Source organism: Bacterioplanoides pacificum (assembly GCF_042648445.1).
Taxonomy (GTDB): Bacteria; Pseudomonadota; Gammaproteobacteria; order Pseudomonadales; family Oceanobacteraceae; genus Bacterioplanoides; species Bacterioplanoides pacificum.
In genome coordinates, this window is sequence record NZ_JBHRYB010000003.1 from 37,959 (window position 1) to 53,768 (window position 15,810).

Below are 15,810 nucleotides of genomic sequence, written 5' to 3' on the forward strand. Positions count from 1 at the left end.
GGCTACCTGGTCGGGCTATTCCTGATAAAAACGCTGGCTGAACTTCACATCAAACGTCCGCTTCTGGCCGTCCGGTGTTACCTTAAGATTCAGGTTATACATATCTTCATCATCAAAGCGGAAAGTGGTGATGTAATACACCGCATTACTTTCTTTAACCTGTTTAAACTGTAGCGTTTTAGCCTGGCCAATCAGATTACGCAACTGACCTTCCACACGACCGCTGACCGGTTTTGCCAGTTCTCCTTTTGCCGCTTTTTTCAGGATAGAAACACTCAGATAACCGAGCGAACCGGAACGGGTAATATCATATGCCTTAGCGACTTCAGGCGTCAGAAAAGTGGAGTTCAGACCAATGTAATGGACTTCATAGTCACCAAACACCTGTTTTTGTTCACCGTTGTCCCGTGCCAGGCTCAGGGCCGACAGCAATGTCAGGGCAATTGTCATCAGAACTTTCATAAGCTTACCTCCGGGTAATATGGTAAACGGCGATTTCTCCCAGCATGGCTGGCCAGAGACGAATCGTCCAGTGATGTTTATGATTGTCATCCACTACCGTCTTATTGAGTATTTTGATGTTTTTTTCGCGGCACAGAATTTCAAAATCGCGGAACGTACACATATGGATGTTGGGCGTGTCGTACCAGTTATACGGCAGGGTTTCTGACATTGGCATGCGGCCTTTCAGCAGCAGGTAAAAGCGGGTGCGCCAGTAACCGAAGTTAGGAAATGTCACAATCGCTTCTTTACCGATCCGTAACATCTCATCCAGCAGCAGATCCGGGCGCTCAACCGCCTGCAGCGCCTGGGTCATAATCACGGTATCGATGCTGCCGTCTTCAAAGTTATTCAGGCCTTTATCGAGATCCTGTTCAATCACATTCACGCCATTGCGGATACAGGCGGTGATATTGTCGGGATTAATCTCCAGGCCATAACCACGAACATTTTTATGCTGCTGCAGGTATTTCAGTAACGAGCCGTCACCACAGCCCAGATCAAGTACCTGACTGCCCGGTTTTACGCCGTGCTGAATCAGCGCGTGATCATCACGCAGGTTGTCAAAATCGTGATTATTCATGCCCCACCTCCGGTTGGAATATCAGCCGCAACGCGTTGCATATAGGCAGAAAAAATATCCAGATAACGCGGAATCGGTAACAGGAAAGCATCGTGACCATTGTCCGATTCGATGCAGGCGTAACTGACGTTTTTATCGGCGTGAATCAGAGCATCGACTATTTCCTGTGAGCGCTCCGGAGAAAAACGCCAGTCTGTGGTAAAAGACAGCACCAGAAACTCGCAGCGGGCGTGGCTCAGACACTGCACCAGATCGTTATCGTAATCCGCCGCCGGATCAAAATAATCCAGTGCTTTGGTCATTAACATATAGGTGTTGGCATCAAACCGGGTGGAAAACTTTTCCCCCTGATAATGCAGATAACTTTCCACCTGGAATTCCGGTGCAAAGCTGTAATTCAGTTTGCCTTCTTTTAACTCCCGGCCAAATTTCTGCTTCATGGCATCATCCGACAGATAGGTCAGATGACCTAACATGCGGGCCTGCATCAGGCCGGTTTTCGGCAGCGTGTTATGCTCCAGATAGTTACCATCGTGAAATTCCGGATCCTTGGCAATCGCCTGACGTGCCACTTCGTTAAAGGCGATATTCTGCGCTGATAATTTTGGCGCCGAAGCAATAACAACAGCGTGACGCAGGCGCTCCGGATACTGGATCGACCAGCGTAATACCTGCATGCCTCCCAGACTGCCACCCACCACAGCGGCCCACTGCTGAATACCCAGCACATCCGCCAGCCGGGCCTGCGACGTTACCCAGTCACGTACCGCCACAATCGGGAATTCCGGCCCCCAGGGTTTGCCGCTGTCGGGATTAATACTGATCGGCCCGCTGGAGCCTGAGCAGCCACCAAGATTGTTCAGCGCCACCACAAAAAAACGGTTGGTATCAATGGCTTTACCCGGGCCAATAGCACTGTCCCACCAGCCTGGCTTGTTATCCTCCATGCTGTGATAACCCGCGGCGTGATGATCGCCGCTGAGGGCATGACAAATTAAAACCGCATTGGATTTATCGGCGTTTAACTCCCCGTAGGTTTCATACACCAGATCATAGCTCGGTAATACCCGGCCGCTGCGCAACGTAAGCGGCTGATCAAAGTGATGAATCTGAGGAGTCACCAATCCAACTGAATCGTTGGGGATTTGTTCCGGCATGACTAAGCAATCCGTACTGACAGTGACAAAGCAGCGATTTTATCAGGCAACGTATCGGTTGTAGAGTAAGCCGCCGGGTTTCTCTGTTTTAATCGGTCGCCGGGCGATACCGGGCCGCGGAAATAAACTGGCCAAAGGACTCACACCAGATAATAACGCTGTTAAACCGCGCCAATTCAATCTGTTCGGGCAACGGCAGAATAAAGCGGTCGAAGGTACGTACATCTCCCACTTTTACCATGCTGGATTTCAGCCGTAAAAAATCGGCTTCGGTTTCGACAAACTGCGGCGACAAATACAGTTTGTAGTCCGGGCCGGGCGCGATAGCACCGTCAAAGGCGATAAAATCATCCGCCAGCCGCAGGGTGCCTTCCGCCCAGTGCAGCCAGTCGCTGTCCTGTAAATCACGCTCCATGCGGGCAACATAACGGGCCTGAGTGGCACTGCGCATCATCGCCAGTGGCGCTGGCGACGCCGGTGCCGTCAGAATCGGCAAGGTATAAATGCCCAGCGCAAACCCCAGCGCTGCCAGCAGCAGGTGGCTGAGCAGCAGCAATGGCCAGATCAATCGTTTCATCGACGCTTCCCCTTGTTACAGCGTGCGCCGTGGCGGCATCAGTACATTGGCAAAAATCAGCCCGGCCACCAGCGACATAAAAATCAGAAACACCTGTGACCCCAGGTGGGTTTGTTTCAGCATCATTTCACCGGTGATCATAGCGTTCAGACCGATATAAGACTTACTGCCCGGCACCAGAATCACAATGCCCTGCAACAAGGCAATGGACGCCGGAGCATTCATCCAGCGCGAATACAGACTGGCGTACAGGCCCACCGCCAGGGCACCAAAAAACACACTGATGGAATTCCCAAAATATTTGCCTGCCAGTGCCGCCACCGAAAACGCAATGGCGCCGGCCAGAATGCCCCAGAAGGCATCTTTCAGCCGTGCTTTAAAGACAATCACCAGCGCCATCGACAACACCGGCACCGATCCCCAGGGGGCCCAGTCCGGCAGCGCTGCCGGCTCCAGGTACACCACCGGGCCGACCAGTGCTTTGCCAATCGCCATCCCCAGCACAGCACCAAAATACAGCTTAAACAGCAACATCATGGCATCCATCACCCGTGCAGTACCTGAGATCAGGTCGCGCGCTGCCAGTTCCGACAAACCAATCGTCAGTGCCAGCCCGGGGACAAAAATAATCAGCCCGGATAAAATCACCACCGGAATATTAATGCCGGCATCCAGCACCGCAATCAGGCAGGCCAATACACCACAGGCAATGGCCGACAGCGGCTCCAGCATTTCGCTGGTACGTGGCGAACGTTCAGCCAGATACACAAAGCCATACACCATCAGCCCCAATAACGCCGACCACAACACATCGTTCCAGCTGGTTTGCATCAACATGGCAAACGCCGCCGCCGCCGCGGTAAACGCCGAGCCACTGAGCAGAGCGCCATAAGGGTTGGGCCGGCTTTCGATATCCTGCAGGCGTGCCATGGCGTCGTTCAGGTCACGCTGACCGGTGGTTAATTCATCCACCAGCTCATCACAACGGGCCAGCGAACCGAGATCAAGCTCACCGGGTTTTACCCGGGCAATATGGTTATATTCCTGATCATTTTCGCGCTGCAGTACAAAGGTCATGGTGGTGGGGGTAATCAGGAAATAGCCTTCCAGCCCCAGTGTCGCGGCCACATTACGCAGGTGGGATTCCAGCCGGTAAGCCGGGGTACCAAACTTGTGCAATGCCTTGCCCAGTTTGATAATAAATTTTCGTTTAATGAGGAACTCGTCTTCGTTCACCGCCACTGGCCATCACTCAGTTAATTAAGCGGCAATTGTAGTCCAGCAGCCGCGCACTTAGCGCGTTTTATTTTGTTTCGCCGGCCAGCTGGTTATCCATTTCGTCGATTGCCAGCTGCATCCGCTGACGACACTGCTCAGCCAGGTTTTTCACATCCGCTTCGCCCAGGCCATCAGTCGGCACCGGGTCCAGAAAACTCACCAGACACTGGCCCGCCTGCCAGCGGCCGGGGTCGATGTTTTTATCCGAACTGGAAAACACGATCGGCACCACCGGCAGACCGGATTCAATCGCCAGGGCAAAAGCGCCGGACTTAAACGGCATCAGCCCGCGTCCGCGACTGCGGGTGCCTTCAGGAAAGATATACACAGAACATTGCCGCTGGCGCACCTGACGTGCCACCTGAGCCATGGTTTCCCAGGCTTTGGCTTTGTTTTTACGGTCAATAAACAGATTACCGGCAAGCCAGAAAGCGGTACCGAAAACCGGGATGTATTTCAGCGTGCTTTTACCCAGAAAAAATGTATTCCCCGGCATACGTGCGGTCACGGTAAACACATCCAGGTTATCCTGATGGTTCGAGATATACACCGCCGGCTGGTCATCACTGAGACGGTTATTTCGTACCACCCGTAAACGAATACCCAGCAGATAACGTCCGAGACTCATCAGCCAGGAACCATCACGGGTATTGTTACGGTGAAACGGCCGCAGCATACAAAACGGAATAACCACGGCACACACCAGCAGGAAATACAGGGTCAGCAGCACGACTCGGGCATAAAACAGCATAGGACTTCTCATTATTCTTCTTCAGCCCCGTCCCTGTGGCCGTCACAATTCTGTAATTATTTGATTTTCAACGCATTCAGGCAAGCCTTAGCGGCAGATTCTGTTGTGCCATAAACGAAAAAGACAGGCATTGGCCTGTCTTTTTTATGTGCTTAACTCAGCGGTCAAGGCGATCAGCGTAAAAACAGCTGATACGCCTCGTTATTGGTTTCATCCCAGAAGCGGTACCCCAGCTCGTTCAGATAACCTTCCAGTTGCGGCACTTTGTCATTCGGCACCTGCATACCCACCAGCACCCGGCCATAGGCGGCGCCGTGATTGCGGTAATGAAACAGTGAGATATTAAAACGTTTACCCAGCTTCTTCAGGAAGTTCAGTAACGCCCCCGGACGTTCCGGAAATTCAAACCGGTATACCCGTTCATCATTCACTGAGTCCGGCGCATGGCCACCCACCATATGGCGAATATGATACTTGGCTATTTCGTTATCGGTGATATCCATCACCGGGTAACCGTCTGACTGCAACTCACTGAGTAACGCCTGGCGGGCATTGGCTTCATCGCTGACTTTTACCCCGACATAGATACGTGCTTTGTCGTCATCACCATAACGGTAGTTAAACTCGGTGATCGGGCGTTTTCCCAGCAGGCTGCAGAACTTCTGGAAGCTGCCGGCTTGTTCCGGAATGGTCACCGCCAGAATCACTTCCCGGCCTTCACCGATCTCCGCCACTTCGGAGATATAACGCAGGCGATCGAAGTTCACATTGGCACCGCTCAGGATGGCAACAAAGTTATGATCTTCGCAGCTTTCCCGCTCGATGTACTTTTTCATACCGGCCACGGCCAGCGCTCCCGCCGGTTCACACACCGCCCGGGTATCGTCAAAGATGTCTTTAATCGCCGCGCAGATTTCATCCGGCGTGACCGTCAGACAATCATCGATATGATCCTTGCAGACCTGCCAGGTGTTTTCGCCGATCTGGGCCACGGCCACACCATCGGCAAAAATACCCACCTGATCGAGCACCACCCGTTCACCTTCGGCTTTGGCCGCCGCCAGGCAGGCAGATTCCGTGCTTTCGACCGAAATAACTTTCACTTCCGGACGCAGCGCTTTGATATATGCAGCCACACCGGCTGCCAGGCCACCGCCACCAACCGGTACAAACACCGCATCGATGGGCTGGCGCATCTGCCGCAGAATTTCCATGCCGATGGTTCCCTGGCCGGCAATGGTGTCCGGGTCATCGTACGGATGGATATAGGTCATGCCTTTTTCTTCCACCAGCTTCTGCGAATACGCAAAGGCATCATCAAACGCATCGCCGTGTAAAACCACCTTGGCGCCCCGGGCTTTTACCGACTTCACCTTAATTTCCGGGGTCGTACGCGGCATCACGATGGTGGCTTTAATACCCAGTTCTTTCGCGGCCAGTGCCAGACCCTGAGCGTGATTACCGGCAGAAGCGGCTACCACACCGGCAGCTTTTTCTTCTTCGTTAAGCTGGCTGACCTTGTTATAAGCGCCACGAATCTTAAACGAATATACCGGCTGTTCGTCTTCACGTTTCAGCCAGATCTGATTACCCAGGCGCTCGGTCAGAAAGGGCGCAATATGCAGCGGTGTCTCGATAGCAACATCGTAGACCCGGGCACTGAGTATTTTTTTCAGATAATCGTTTAATAATGGATTCGACATGAGTTGGCCGTTTTAACAGAAGTTTTTAGACACTTTTTCATTTAACGGGGCGCATTGTACCCCATCAATGCATATAATTCCCCGCATCAACACCCCTTAAGCGAATGATCACGAGCGTACATCCCATGAATCAGGACGAACTGAAACGCGCCGTTGGCGAAGCCGCGGTCCAACATATTCTGCCCCGGCTGGAAAAAGACAGCATTATCGGCGTCGGCACCGGTTCAACCGCCAACTGCTTTATTGATGCACTGGCGCAACATAAACATCTGTTTGAAGGGGCGGTGGCCAGCTCGGAAGCATCGGCTCAGCGGCTGCGTGATCATGGCATTGAGGTATTCGACCTGAATCAGGTCGCCGGCTTCGATTTTTATATCGATGGCGCTGATGAAATTAACAATAATCTCGAAATGATTAAAGGGGGCGGTGCCGCATTAACCCGGGAAAAGATTGTTGCAGCCGTGGCCCGTGAATTTATATGCGTCGCCGACGAAAGCAAACTGGTCGATACGATGGGCGATTTCCCACTGCCGGTGGAAGTGATTCCCATGGCCCGTTCTTACGTCGCCCGGGAGCTGGTCAAGCTCGGTGGCGATCCGGTCTACCGCACCGGAGTGGTCACCGATAACGGCAACCATATTCTCGACGTACATAATCTGCGCATCGCTTCACCGATAGAACTGGAAAGCAAAATCAATCAGATCACCGGCGTGGTCACCAATGGTTTATTCGCGCTGCGGCCGGCCAACGTGTTATTACTGGGCACCCAGGATGGCGTAAAAACCATCAGCCAATAATCCACTTACCGCAGGCGGCACAGCCAACGATCTCTGGCGCAGGGAGCTACCGATGAAACGCTGGGTTAAATCCTTATTAACCGGCCTGGTTATCGCGGCGGGAGTCCTGCTCCTGCTGTTCGCGTTTCTGCCCGCGTTATTAAAACCCACGCTCAACCGCTGGTTGCCCGACATGCTGGCCGGAGCCGGTATGCAGCAGGGTCATATCGAAATTGCCGGGCTGTCATGGCAACAACTGAGGGTCACTGCGCTGCGCCTGCCACTGGCCGACGGCAGCCTGATTGCGCTGCAGGATCTGCAGCTGAATTACAGCCTCAGCGGATTATTGCAGGGCCGGCTGAAAACCGCCCGGCTGCAACAGCTGACCCTGCATCTGGCCGCCGACAGCGGCAAAAAACTGGCGGGAGCTGCTGCCGCTGAAGCGCGCCAGACAGCCACCGACGTATTGCAACAAACACCACAGATCGATATTCCGGCCTTTACTGAATGGCTCAGCCTGCCGCTCGAATCGTTGCAGATTAAACATATCGACATCCAGCATCCGGCCATCGCTGCCCATTTGCAGGCCGATGTCTCACCGCAGCTATGGCGCATCTGGGGTGATACCCAGCTGGATAATCAGCCGCTGCCATGGCAACTGGAAGTGCAGCTGCAAAGCAGCGGTGCGTTATTAATCATGTTGTCGGAAGCACGCCGGCTGCTGAGCCAGCTACACGGTCAGGTAAACCAGGACGATCAGGGCAACACCCTTATTCAGCTGCAACAGCAACTGGATCTCCGCGCCCTGAGCAGCCGCTTATTGCCACAACTGGCTGGCCGCTTGCCACTCAGCGATGCCCGACTGCAGGCCAGCATCCGGTTACCGCCACAACTGCAGTTGCCACAACAACTCAGCTTTGACGCACAACTGCAACTCAACAGCCAGGCCGCCACCCTGATTGACCAGCCCGGCCAGCAGCTCAGCTGGCAGTCTGGCCAGTTTCAGCTGCAGCTGCAGAAAAACAGCGATCAGCCGCTGCAGTGGCAATTGTCTGGCCAGCATCAGCTACAACTGCAACTGCAGCAACAGCGACTGAGCCTCAGCCAACAAGCGTCAGAGCCGCTGTTACGTGGCAGCTGTGATGCCCGGCTGCAACAATGTGATATTCAGGGCCTGCTGCCGTGGCAGTTACAGGTCCAGCAGCAAAGCCAGCAACTGCAGGCGCAGTTACAGCTGACGCCACAACTCAGCTGGCATCGGCAACAGGGCAGCGAAGCCCGTTTGGCGGTACAACTGGAGGCGCAACAACAGGACCCGCGCTGGCCACAGCTGACACTCAGCAGTCAGGGGGAGTTTCGCTGGTATAGCGATGCCGCAGGAGACTGGCAACTGAGCTCGGAACAGGGCCTGGTCAGCCGCATTATCAGCCAGCCTTACGCGTTACCCGGTGACGCCAGCCTGACAGCCACTGCCGGAGCGCTGCAACTGGCGTTATTACCACAACTGCAACTTAACTCACAGGCCGGCGAACTCAGCTTCGCTCCAGTGCAGCTGGATATACAGCCATTTGAGCTGACGCTGCAACAGCCAGACCGCCAGTCTCCTCTGGCGCAGCTGCAGCTTGAGCGCAGTCATCTCAGCTGTGATCCGCGGCTGTTCAGCACTGGCCTGAGTGCCGACTGTCAGCTACAAGCCGGCTTAGCCCCGTCCGACTATGACGGCTGGCCAATCCCCGATCTGCAGCTCAGCAGCCCCGTTAACATCAGCCTGATAACAGCCAACCAACAACCGGGCACTATGACAGTTAACGCCCGCCCACAGCTGACCGGAGCCAACCAACAGCTGTCCCTGCGTAGTCAGTTACACCACTGGCAACAGGGTAATCAGCAACGCGGTCACTGGCAGTGGCATCTGACCGACCTGCCCCTGAACTGGAGTGGTCTGGGACTCGAGCAATTAACCGAACTCAGCCGTATTCAGCTATTAAGTGGTGCGTTATCCGGCCAGGGCTGGCTGGACTGGCAACAACAGCAGAATCAGCCGCTGCAACTTAAGCCCGACCTGATGTTGCGCTTTGATAACCTCAGTGCAATCTACGACAACAGCGTATCGCTGGAAGGCTGGCAAGGGCTGCTGGCGCTGCGCCGGCCACTGAACTTTGACCTCGGCGATCCGGGTGACTATCTGATTGATGCCCAGATTTCCGCCGACAGTCTGAATGCCGGCATCCAGCTGAATAATCTGCTGGGCCGCAGCCAGACCCGCCTGCCCGCCGACCTGTCTTACGCACTGGTGGATATCTACGAAATGCACACCAATTTGCTGGGCGGCCGGATCCATACCCCACGTATCAGCTTCGACAGCCGCAAACAGATTAACGCCTTCGGTATCGAGGTGGATAATATCCAGCTCAGTCAGCTGGCAGCACTGGAAGCGAATGCCGACGTCGAAGCCAGCGGTGTTCTCGACGGCGTTTTACCGATCGTATTAACCCCGGATGGGCCTCAGGTACCGGGGGGCAATTTGTTCGCCCGCGACCCGGGTGGCGTTATCCGTTATAACAACAGCACCAGCGCGGCGCTGAAATCTTCCGATCAGACCGTCGGCATGGCGATGCAGCTGCTGGAAGACTTTCGTTATGACCAGCTGGAGTCCGGCATCGAATATCAACCCGACGGCCGCCTGAATCTGGCGCTGCAGTTTCAGGGCCACAACCCGGGATTTTTTGGCGGCCAGGCGACGCACCTGAACGTCAATCTGGAATACAACCTGCTGGACCTGCTGGAAAGTCTGCGTATCACCAATGACCTGATTCAGCGGGTGGAAGACAAATACCAGCGCTGACGGCAGCCCGCGGCAGCTTGGCTATACTGAACCGCCCTGATGCTGGCGTATATGTTATGGCTGTATCAACAGGCCGACCAGGCCATGTACCGGATTAAATCACGTGGTAAAAACCATTTCTGCTGGTATACCGAGCCGGAAGAAACGTCATAAAAAAGGCCTCCTGCCACAAGCAGAAGGCCTTGGTTCAGCAGCACTGCCCCCCGGGGGTTAGCGCGCTGCGCCCTGATCCAGCCATTCGGCAATCAGACGACGCTCTGCTGGTGTCAGCAGCTGCTGGTGCAACTGACGTTGTTCAGCGGTTAACGCCGTTGGCCGGAAGTAACTGTGGTCATCATTGCTGTCGTTATCGAACAGATCAAAGAAGTTACCACTTAATACCGCACCGCCCGGATTCATCAGCGACTGGGCATAACAGGTAAAGCAGTCATTCTCCGGCTGTACCAGCAATGGCGGATGAATGGTGCGACGACAGCTGTTGAGTGATACCGGGCTGAAGTCATGCAACAGATACATATAAGGTGTGCCGTCGCTGAATAACCGGTCGTACGACGCCAGCTTACCATCCGCCTGCACATCGGCCAGCAGATTGAGTTCAGTGAAGCCACGACTGTCATGGCAGTTCACACAGCTATAACCGTCACTGCCACGTTCAACCTCATCCCACAGCGGCTGAATATGCTGTTGGTAACGGATTTCAATGCGACAGCCTGATTGCCATTCCTGCTCACAGGCGGCAGTCAGTGGTTTCGCGGTCGTCAGCTGGTCGAGCGTGATATTCAGTGCATCGGCAGCCGCATTGGTCCATGGGTTCTGATAACTCATATCGCGTTTCAGCAACAGGCTGTCAGGCATATAACGCGCCAGGGTCTGGGCCATGGTTTCACCACGACGGGCTTCCAGTCCGCTGCTGGTGCCTGGCCATTGTTGCCCGGTTGCTCCGGCATACACGCCGGTTTCGTCACCCTGCTGAGCAATCGGATTACCGTCGTCGTCCAGTCCGGTAAAGTGTTTCACCACACCCTGTTCGGCGCGGATAAACACCACACTGCGGTTAAAGTTCTGGTAACGATAGTCGTTGCCGTCCATCTGATTCAGTGCTTTGCCATAACCATTAACCACTTCCAGTGCCAGACGCACCCCTTGTGGTGCGGCAAATAACACCGAACCGTCCGGCTGAATCGGGCTGTAGCCGATGATATCGAACTGCAGAGTGCCTTCATCACGCTCCGCCAGCACCCGTACAAACCGTTCGCTGCGTTGTGCCAGCGGCGATTCCGTTGGATTCGCCAACTGGTCAATGCCTTGCGCCGACTGATCCTGATCATTCAGCACATACACAGAGCGCAGGTGCACCAGCGCCAGCTCATCCGGGTTGGTGCTGTCATCCTGCACCCGGACATTAAGGCTCAGCTGCGCCTGATTACGGCTCAGTGGCCGTTGTGATTCATCACCACCGGCCTGATCATCAGCATCAACATCCTGGTTTTTCACCGTCAGCGTCAGGTCAAAGTTATCGGCCTGATCTGCCGCCAGCTGTAACACCACATCGCTGGAGCTGGCATCGGTTAAGCGCCAGATATTGCCATCGAGCAGTTCCGCCTGTTCCACAATCGCAGTTGCAGGCACACCGCTCAGTTCCAGCGCCACAACACTTTCACTGCCGTCGTTATCGCTGACTGCGGTGTTTACCTGCAGTGCGATACGTTGTGGCTGTTCGGCATTCAGCGGTTGTTGTACCGCCGTCAGTAACGGCGTATCTGCCAGTGCATGAACCACCACGTCCAGGCGACCATGGTAGTCGCGCTGATGATCGTCCCAGCTGCCCGGACCATTGCGGTTAATAAAGGTGGCTTTGGTGAGCAGTTGCATATCCGCACCTGAGTCCGTGACCGGCGTCAGCGTCAGTGCCGCCAGATCAACGGCATCCACCAGCCAGGTACCGGCACTCAGTTCGGTTGCCGGAGTCAGCGTGGCACCAGCCGGCAGCTGAGAAATCTCCAGCTGCAGTAACTGGTCGTAACCTTTAATAGCGTCAGTATCAAAGGCAAAGCTCAACACTTCGTCTTCGTTAATCAGATAGCGGCCATTGATGGCTTCACCATTGGCTTCGTTGGGCAGATCAGCGGTGGTAATCGCCAGCGTAGCGCTGGCCGTACTGGTGCTCAGCGGACGCTGTGAGGTATCGCCGCCAGCCTGATCATCGCTATCGATATCCTGGTTCACGACGGTCACACGGGCGCTGAAGTTATCCCGCTGTTGTGGGTCCAGATCGATCAGTGCGTGACTGGCACCGGCATCGTTTAATAACCAGCCATTAGTTTGCTGGCTGGCGTTTTGCACCACCGCACCGGCAGGCAGCTGACTGATCAGTACCGACGACAGACTTTCACTGCCATCTTTGTCCGCCGTGCTGGCGCTCAGCTCAATACCAACCTGATGCGGCAGGTCGCTGTTCAGCGCGCTTTGTTGCAGGTGCAGGTCCAGCGTGTCGGCCAGCGCATGAACGCTGACACGGATTTCGCCCTGATAGGTTTTGCTGCGATCGTCTTCGCTGCCCGGGCCATTTTCTTCAACATAGGTGGCACTGGTGCTGATCACAAAATCATCACCACTGTGAGCGGACGGCGCCAGCTGAGCGGCTGCCAGCTGTTGTGGCGTCAGCTGCCAGCGACCATTGCCGAGATCGTTACCCATGGATAACGCCACGCCCTGAGGCAGACCGGCCAGAATCACCTGTTGCAGTTGTGCCGCGCCCTGTAATGCCGCCACGTCAATCGCCAGTGCAACCGGCTGATCTTCGTTGGTTTGCAGGCTGGCGCTGACCGCCTCACCCTGAGGTTCCTGCGGCAGCTCCGGTAACACAATACTGATGCTGGCCTGAGCGGAGTTACGGCTTAATGGCCGCTGTGACTCATCACCACCGGGCTGATCATCCTGGTCGATATCCTGGTTATCCAGTCGCAGCCGGGCGCTGAAGTCCTGACGCTGCTGGGCATCCAGACGAATCACAATGTCGCCCAGCTTAGCCGGATCCAGCTGCCAGCCGTCACCGCTGCGACTGGCGCCATCAACCCGCGCCAGCGACGGAATACCGCTGAGCAGCGCCGAGCTGAAAGATTCACTGCCGTCGTTATCCTGCAGGCTGGCAGCCACACGCAGCTTAATCACCAGATCCTGATCCGACGCCAGCTGACTCAGGCTCAGCTGTGGCTGATCGGCCACTGCGGTCACCTGTAATTGCAGCTGGCCGTTATGAGTATTCGTAACCCCATCGGCACTGAAAGTCGCCTGGGTCAATAACAGCAGATCGTCGCCACTGTTCAGTGCCGGCATCAGCGTCAGCTGTGGTAATTGAGCGGCACTGACCTGCCAGCGGCCGTTCCCCAGATCGGTTGCCGGGCTGAGCATTACACCAGCCGGCACCTGACTGATTTCTACCTGTTGCAAGGCAGCAAAATCACGAACAGAGGCACTGTCGATGGCAAAAACAAACGCCTGATCTTCCTGGCTGACAGCCGATAACGACAGCGGCTGGCCCAGCGGTTCCGGCGTCACTACCGAACTGATATCCAGCAGGGCGGAGACGGTGACGCTGTTTTCACTGATTGGCCGGGCGTTATCCGCCCCTGCCTGCTGATCATCCGCATCAATATCCTGCACCGTCAGCAAGGCGGCGATGGTAAAGTCGTCACGCTGTTCCGCCGCCAGGCTGATCACCAGCTCACTGGCTGCCGGATTATTCAGCAACCAGCGCTCACCGTCCTGCTCCGCATCCAGTACCTGAGAGCCTGCCGGCACGCCACTGATCTGCAGTGCTTTAATCGTTTCACTGCCATCACTGTCGTTCAGTACCGCAGCCAGTTTCACCCGCACTTCACCCGTCGCTGAGTCCAGCTGGGTCAGGGTCAGTGCCGGCTGGTCAGCCTGGGCAAACAGCTGAATATCAATGCTGCCCTGATAGCTCTGACTGCGATCATCATCACTGCCGGCCAGGTTATATTCGGTAAAGGTGGCGTTGGTGGTTAATTGCAGGTCGGTGGCAGAATCTGCTGGCGGAATAAACTGCAGCGCGGCCAGCTGTGCCAGATCAATCTGCCAGCGACCGTCTTCCAGCTCAGTGGCGGGTTGCAAACGGGCACCCTGAGGCACTCCGGCGATGGTTAATGCGGTCAACTGTTCCAGCGCGGTGATATCAGCGTCGAGCAGATTAATATCAATCGCCTGATCTTCATTCGCCGTCACGCTGGCCGTTAACGCCTGACCCTGCGGATCTTTTGGCTGGTAAGGCGGTTCGGTTGGTTTGCCCGGCGGGATTTCATCAAATCCCAGTCCGCCGTTGCGGTTCGGATAACCCAGTACAATTTCGCTGTAGATACGATCCTGCTTAGCCCGCAATACCGGACGGCGGGAGTTTTCTGCCGCATCAAATACCCAGATGCCATAACGTGGCTCAACGCCATCCAGGTTTTCACCGGCTTCACATAAGCGGGCCACTCCGGCGTTGTTTTTCAGACACTGAGACCAGCTCACCAGCATCCGGCTGGTGCCATCCCGGTACGGCCAGAAAGCGCTGTACCAGCCATTGGTGCTGACTTCGTTGCTCGCCTGAGTGGTGTTATCTGAGGTTAACGAACGGCTGCGCAATTCCTGGTAAACCGCCCGGATCGCCGCATCGTCTTCACCGGCGGTCATCAGGCTGGCCGTGGATTCGGCCTGGTTGCCATACAGTTCAATGATCTGCCCACCGCCGAGTCTGGAGTTCTGTGCTCCGGCCAGCCCCATCAGGCGGCCATTACGTCCCTGCACCAGCGCCGACAACTGCTGAGTATTGATGGTTTGGCTGTCCGCCAGTGGCTGTAACGCTTCCCCATCAACGCGCACCTGCATCAGTGCAGGCTGGCTCAGTTCGTTACTGTCACCACGAACAAACGCGTTCTGACTGTTGCCACTGCGACGGGTAAAGACCACCTCACCCGAACCCAGTGATACACCTTCCACGTCCTGTTGCTGATCGCCGCGGGTAATGGCTTTTAAATCGCTGCCATCGCGTTCAATCACGAACAACAAGGTGGCATCGGCGCTGTCGCCACGATCGGAAGAAAACACAATTTTGCCGTCGGAATACACCGGCGCCGTATCATTACCGGCAGCGGCCAGCTGATCATCAGCGATAATGCGCCGCAGCTGTTGTGATTCGAACGAATATTCGTACAGGTTCCAGCTGCTGTCCTGTTCACTGCGGGCAGAGAACAACAGCCATTTACCGTCGTTCGACACGCTCAGATCTTTCGCATCGTAAGACTGTCCGGCAAACCGCTGGCTGAGAATTTCCGCTTCCGCGACTTCCTGGCTCAACGCCGAACGCACCATTAAACGGGCGCCGGGATAATATTGCTGCGGCTGGTCGGCATCACGAAATACCGGTTCGCCGTCACGGTAGACATAAGCAAAAGGAGTATTGGCGGCAACCACCGATTCCTGATCGGTGTTCCCTTCTGAGCCAAGCTCGCTGTTACAACCAGCCAGGGCGGCTGATACTGCCAGAGTTAACAGGCCTTTTTGCATCGTAATCATATCCACAGTGTTTTACCTCGACGCATTCTGATCAATCGTCTGAGCTATCTTGTCATTCGGAA

At 55.3% G+C, this 15,810-nt stretch carries 10 protein-coding genes; 2 read left to right on the forward strand and 8 right to left on the reverse strand.

What is annotated here, in order from left to right; translation table 11 throughout:
• Positions 1–15 precede the first annotated feature (15 nt).
• The 7 genes from ACFOMG_RS03515 to ilvA form a co-directional block, all read right to left on the reverse strand.
• Positions 16–462 carry a DUF4426 domain-containing protein gene (locus tag ACFOMG_RS03515; protein WP_376864836.1) on the reverse strand — a complete coding sequence of 149 codons (447 nt, stop codon included), beginning with the start codon at positions 460–462 and terminating at the stop codon, positions 16–18.
• 4 nt (positions 463–466) lie between these two features.
• Positions 467–1,084: a methionine biosynthesis protein MetW gene (metW, locus tag ACFOMG_RS03520; protein ID WP_449237024.1), complete on the reverse strand. Its 618-nt coding sequence runs from the start codon at positions 1,082–1,084 to the stop codon at positions 467–469.
• Positions 1,081–2,241 carry a homoserine O-succinyltransferase MetX gene (gene metX, locus ACFOMG_RS03525; protein ID WP_376864837.1) on the reverse strand — a complete coding sequence of 387 codons (1,161 nt, stop codon included), beginning with the start codon at positions 2,239–2,241 and terminating at the stop codon, positions 1,081–1,083. The genes metW and metX overlap by 4 nt, the downstream gene beginning before the upstream one ends.
• A gap of 88 nt (positions 2,242–2,329) precedes the next feature.
• Positions 2,330–2,818: a DM13 domain-containing protein gene (locus ACFOMG_RS03530; protein WP_376864838.1), complete on the reverse strand. Its 489-nt coding sequence runs from the start codon at positions 2,816–2,818 to the stop codon at positions 2,330–2,332.
• 15 nt (positions 2,819–2,833) lie between these two features.
• Positions 2,834–4,060: a threonine/serine exporter family protein gene (locus ACFOMG_RS03535; RefSeq protein ID WP_376864839.1), complete on the reverse strand. Its 1,227-nt coding sequence runs from the start codon at positions 4,058–4,060 to the stop codon at positions 2,834–2,836.
• Between the two features lie 61 nt (positions 4,061–4,121).
• Positions 4,122–4,859 carry a lysophospholipid acyltransferase family protein gene (locus ACFOMG_RS03540; RefSeq protein ID WP_376864840.1) on the reverse strand — a complete coding sequence of 246 codons (738 nt, stop codon included), beginning with the start codon at positions 4,857–4,859 and terminating at the stop codon, positions 4,122–4,124.
• Positions 4,860–5,020: 161 nt separating this feature from the next.
• Positions 5,021–6,550: a threonine ammonia-lyase, biosynthetic gene (ilvA, locus tag ACFOMG_RS03545; protein WP_376864841.1), complete on the reverse strand. Its 1,530-nt coding sequence runs from the start codon at positions 6,548–6,550 to the stop codon at positions 5,021–5,023.
• Between the two features lie 125 nt (positions 6,551–6,675).
• Between ilvA and rpiA the strand changes: the two genes are divergently transcribed.
• Positions 6,676–7,347 (forward strand): ribose-5-phosphate isomerase RpiA, encoded by a 672-nt coding sequence (gene rpiA, locus ACFOMG_RS03550; RefSeq protein WP_376864842.1) that lies wholly within the window; start codon positions 6,676–6,678, stop codon positions 7,345–7,347.
• Between the two features lie 52 nt (positions 7,348–7,399).
• The gene (locus tag ACFOMG_RS03555) at positions 7,400–10,171 is read left to right on the forward strand and encodes a YdbH domain-containing protein (RefSeq protein WP_376864843.1); all 2,772 of its coding nucleotides are present in this window, start codon (positions 7,400–7,402) and stop codon (positions 10,169–10,171) included.
• A gap of 210 nt (positions 10,172–10,381) precedes the next feature.
• On the opposite strand, the gene ACFOMG_RS03560 is transcribed toward ACFOMG_RS03555, so the two are convergent.
• Positions 10,382–15,754 (reverse strand): TolB family protein, encoded by a 5,373-nt coding sequence (locus ACFOMG_RS03560; protein ID WP_376864844.1) that lies wholly within the window; start codon positions 15,752–15,754, stop codon positions 10,382–10,384.
• Positions 15,755–15,810: the final 56 nt, after the last annotated feature.

Excerpts from the sequence above, each read along its gene's own strand:
- ACFOMG_RS03515 (WP_376864836.1), bottom strand. The coding sequence starts at position 462 with ATGAAAGTTCTGATGACAATTGCCCTGACATTGCTGTCGGCCCTGAGC.
- metW (WP_449237024.1), bottom strand. The coding sequence starts at position 1,084 with ATGAATAATCACGATTTTGACAACCTGCGTGATGATCACGCGCTGATT.
- metX (WP_376864837.1), bottom strand. The coding sequence starts at position 2,241 with ATGCCGGAACAAATCCCCAACGATTCAGTTGGATTGGTGACTCCTCAG.
- ACFOMG_RS03530 (WP_376864838.1), bottom strand. The coding sequence starts at position 2,818 with ATGAAACGATTGATCTGGCCATTGCTGCTGCTCAGCCACCTGCTGCTG.
- ACFOMG_RS03540 (WP_376864840.1), bottom strand. The coding sequence starts at position 4,859 with ATGAGAAGTCCTATGCTGTTTTATGCCCGAGTCGTGCTGCTGACCCTG.
- ilvA (WP_376864841.1), bottom strand. The coding sequence starts at position 6,550 with ATGTCGAATCCATTATTAAACGATTATCTGAAAAAAATACTCAGTGCC.
- rpiA (WP_376864842.1), top strand. The coding sequence starts at position 6,676 with ATGAATCAGGACGAACTGAAACGCGCCGTTGGCGAAGCCGCGGTCCAA.
- ACFOMG_RS03555 (WP_376864843.1), top strand. The coding sequence starts at position 7,400 with ATGAAACGCTGGGTTAAATCCTTATTAACCGGCCTGGTTATCGCGGCG.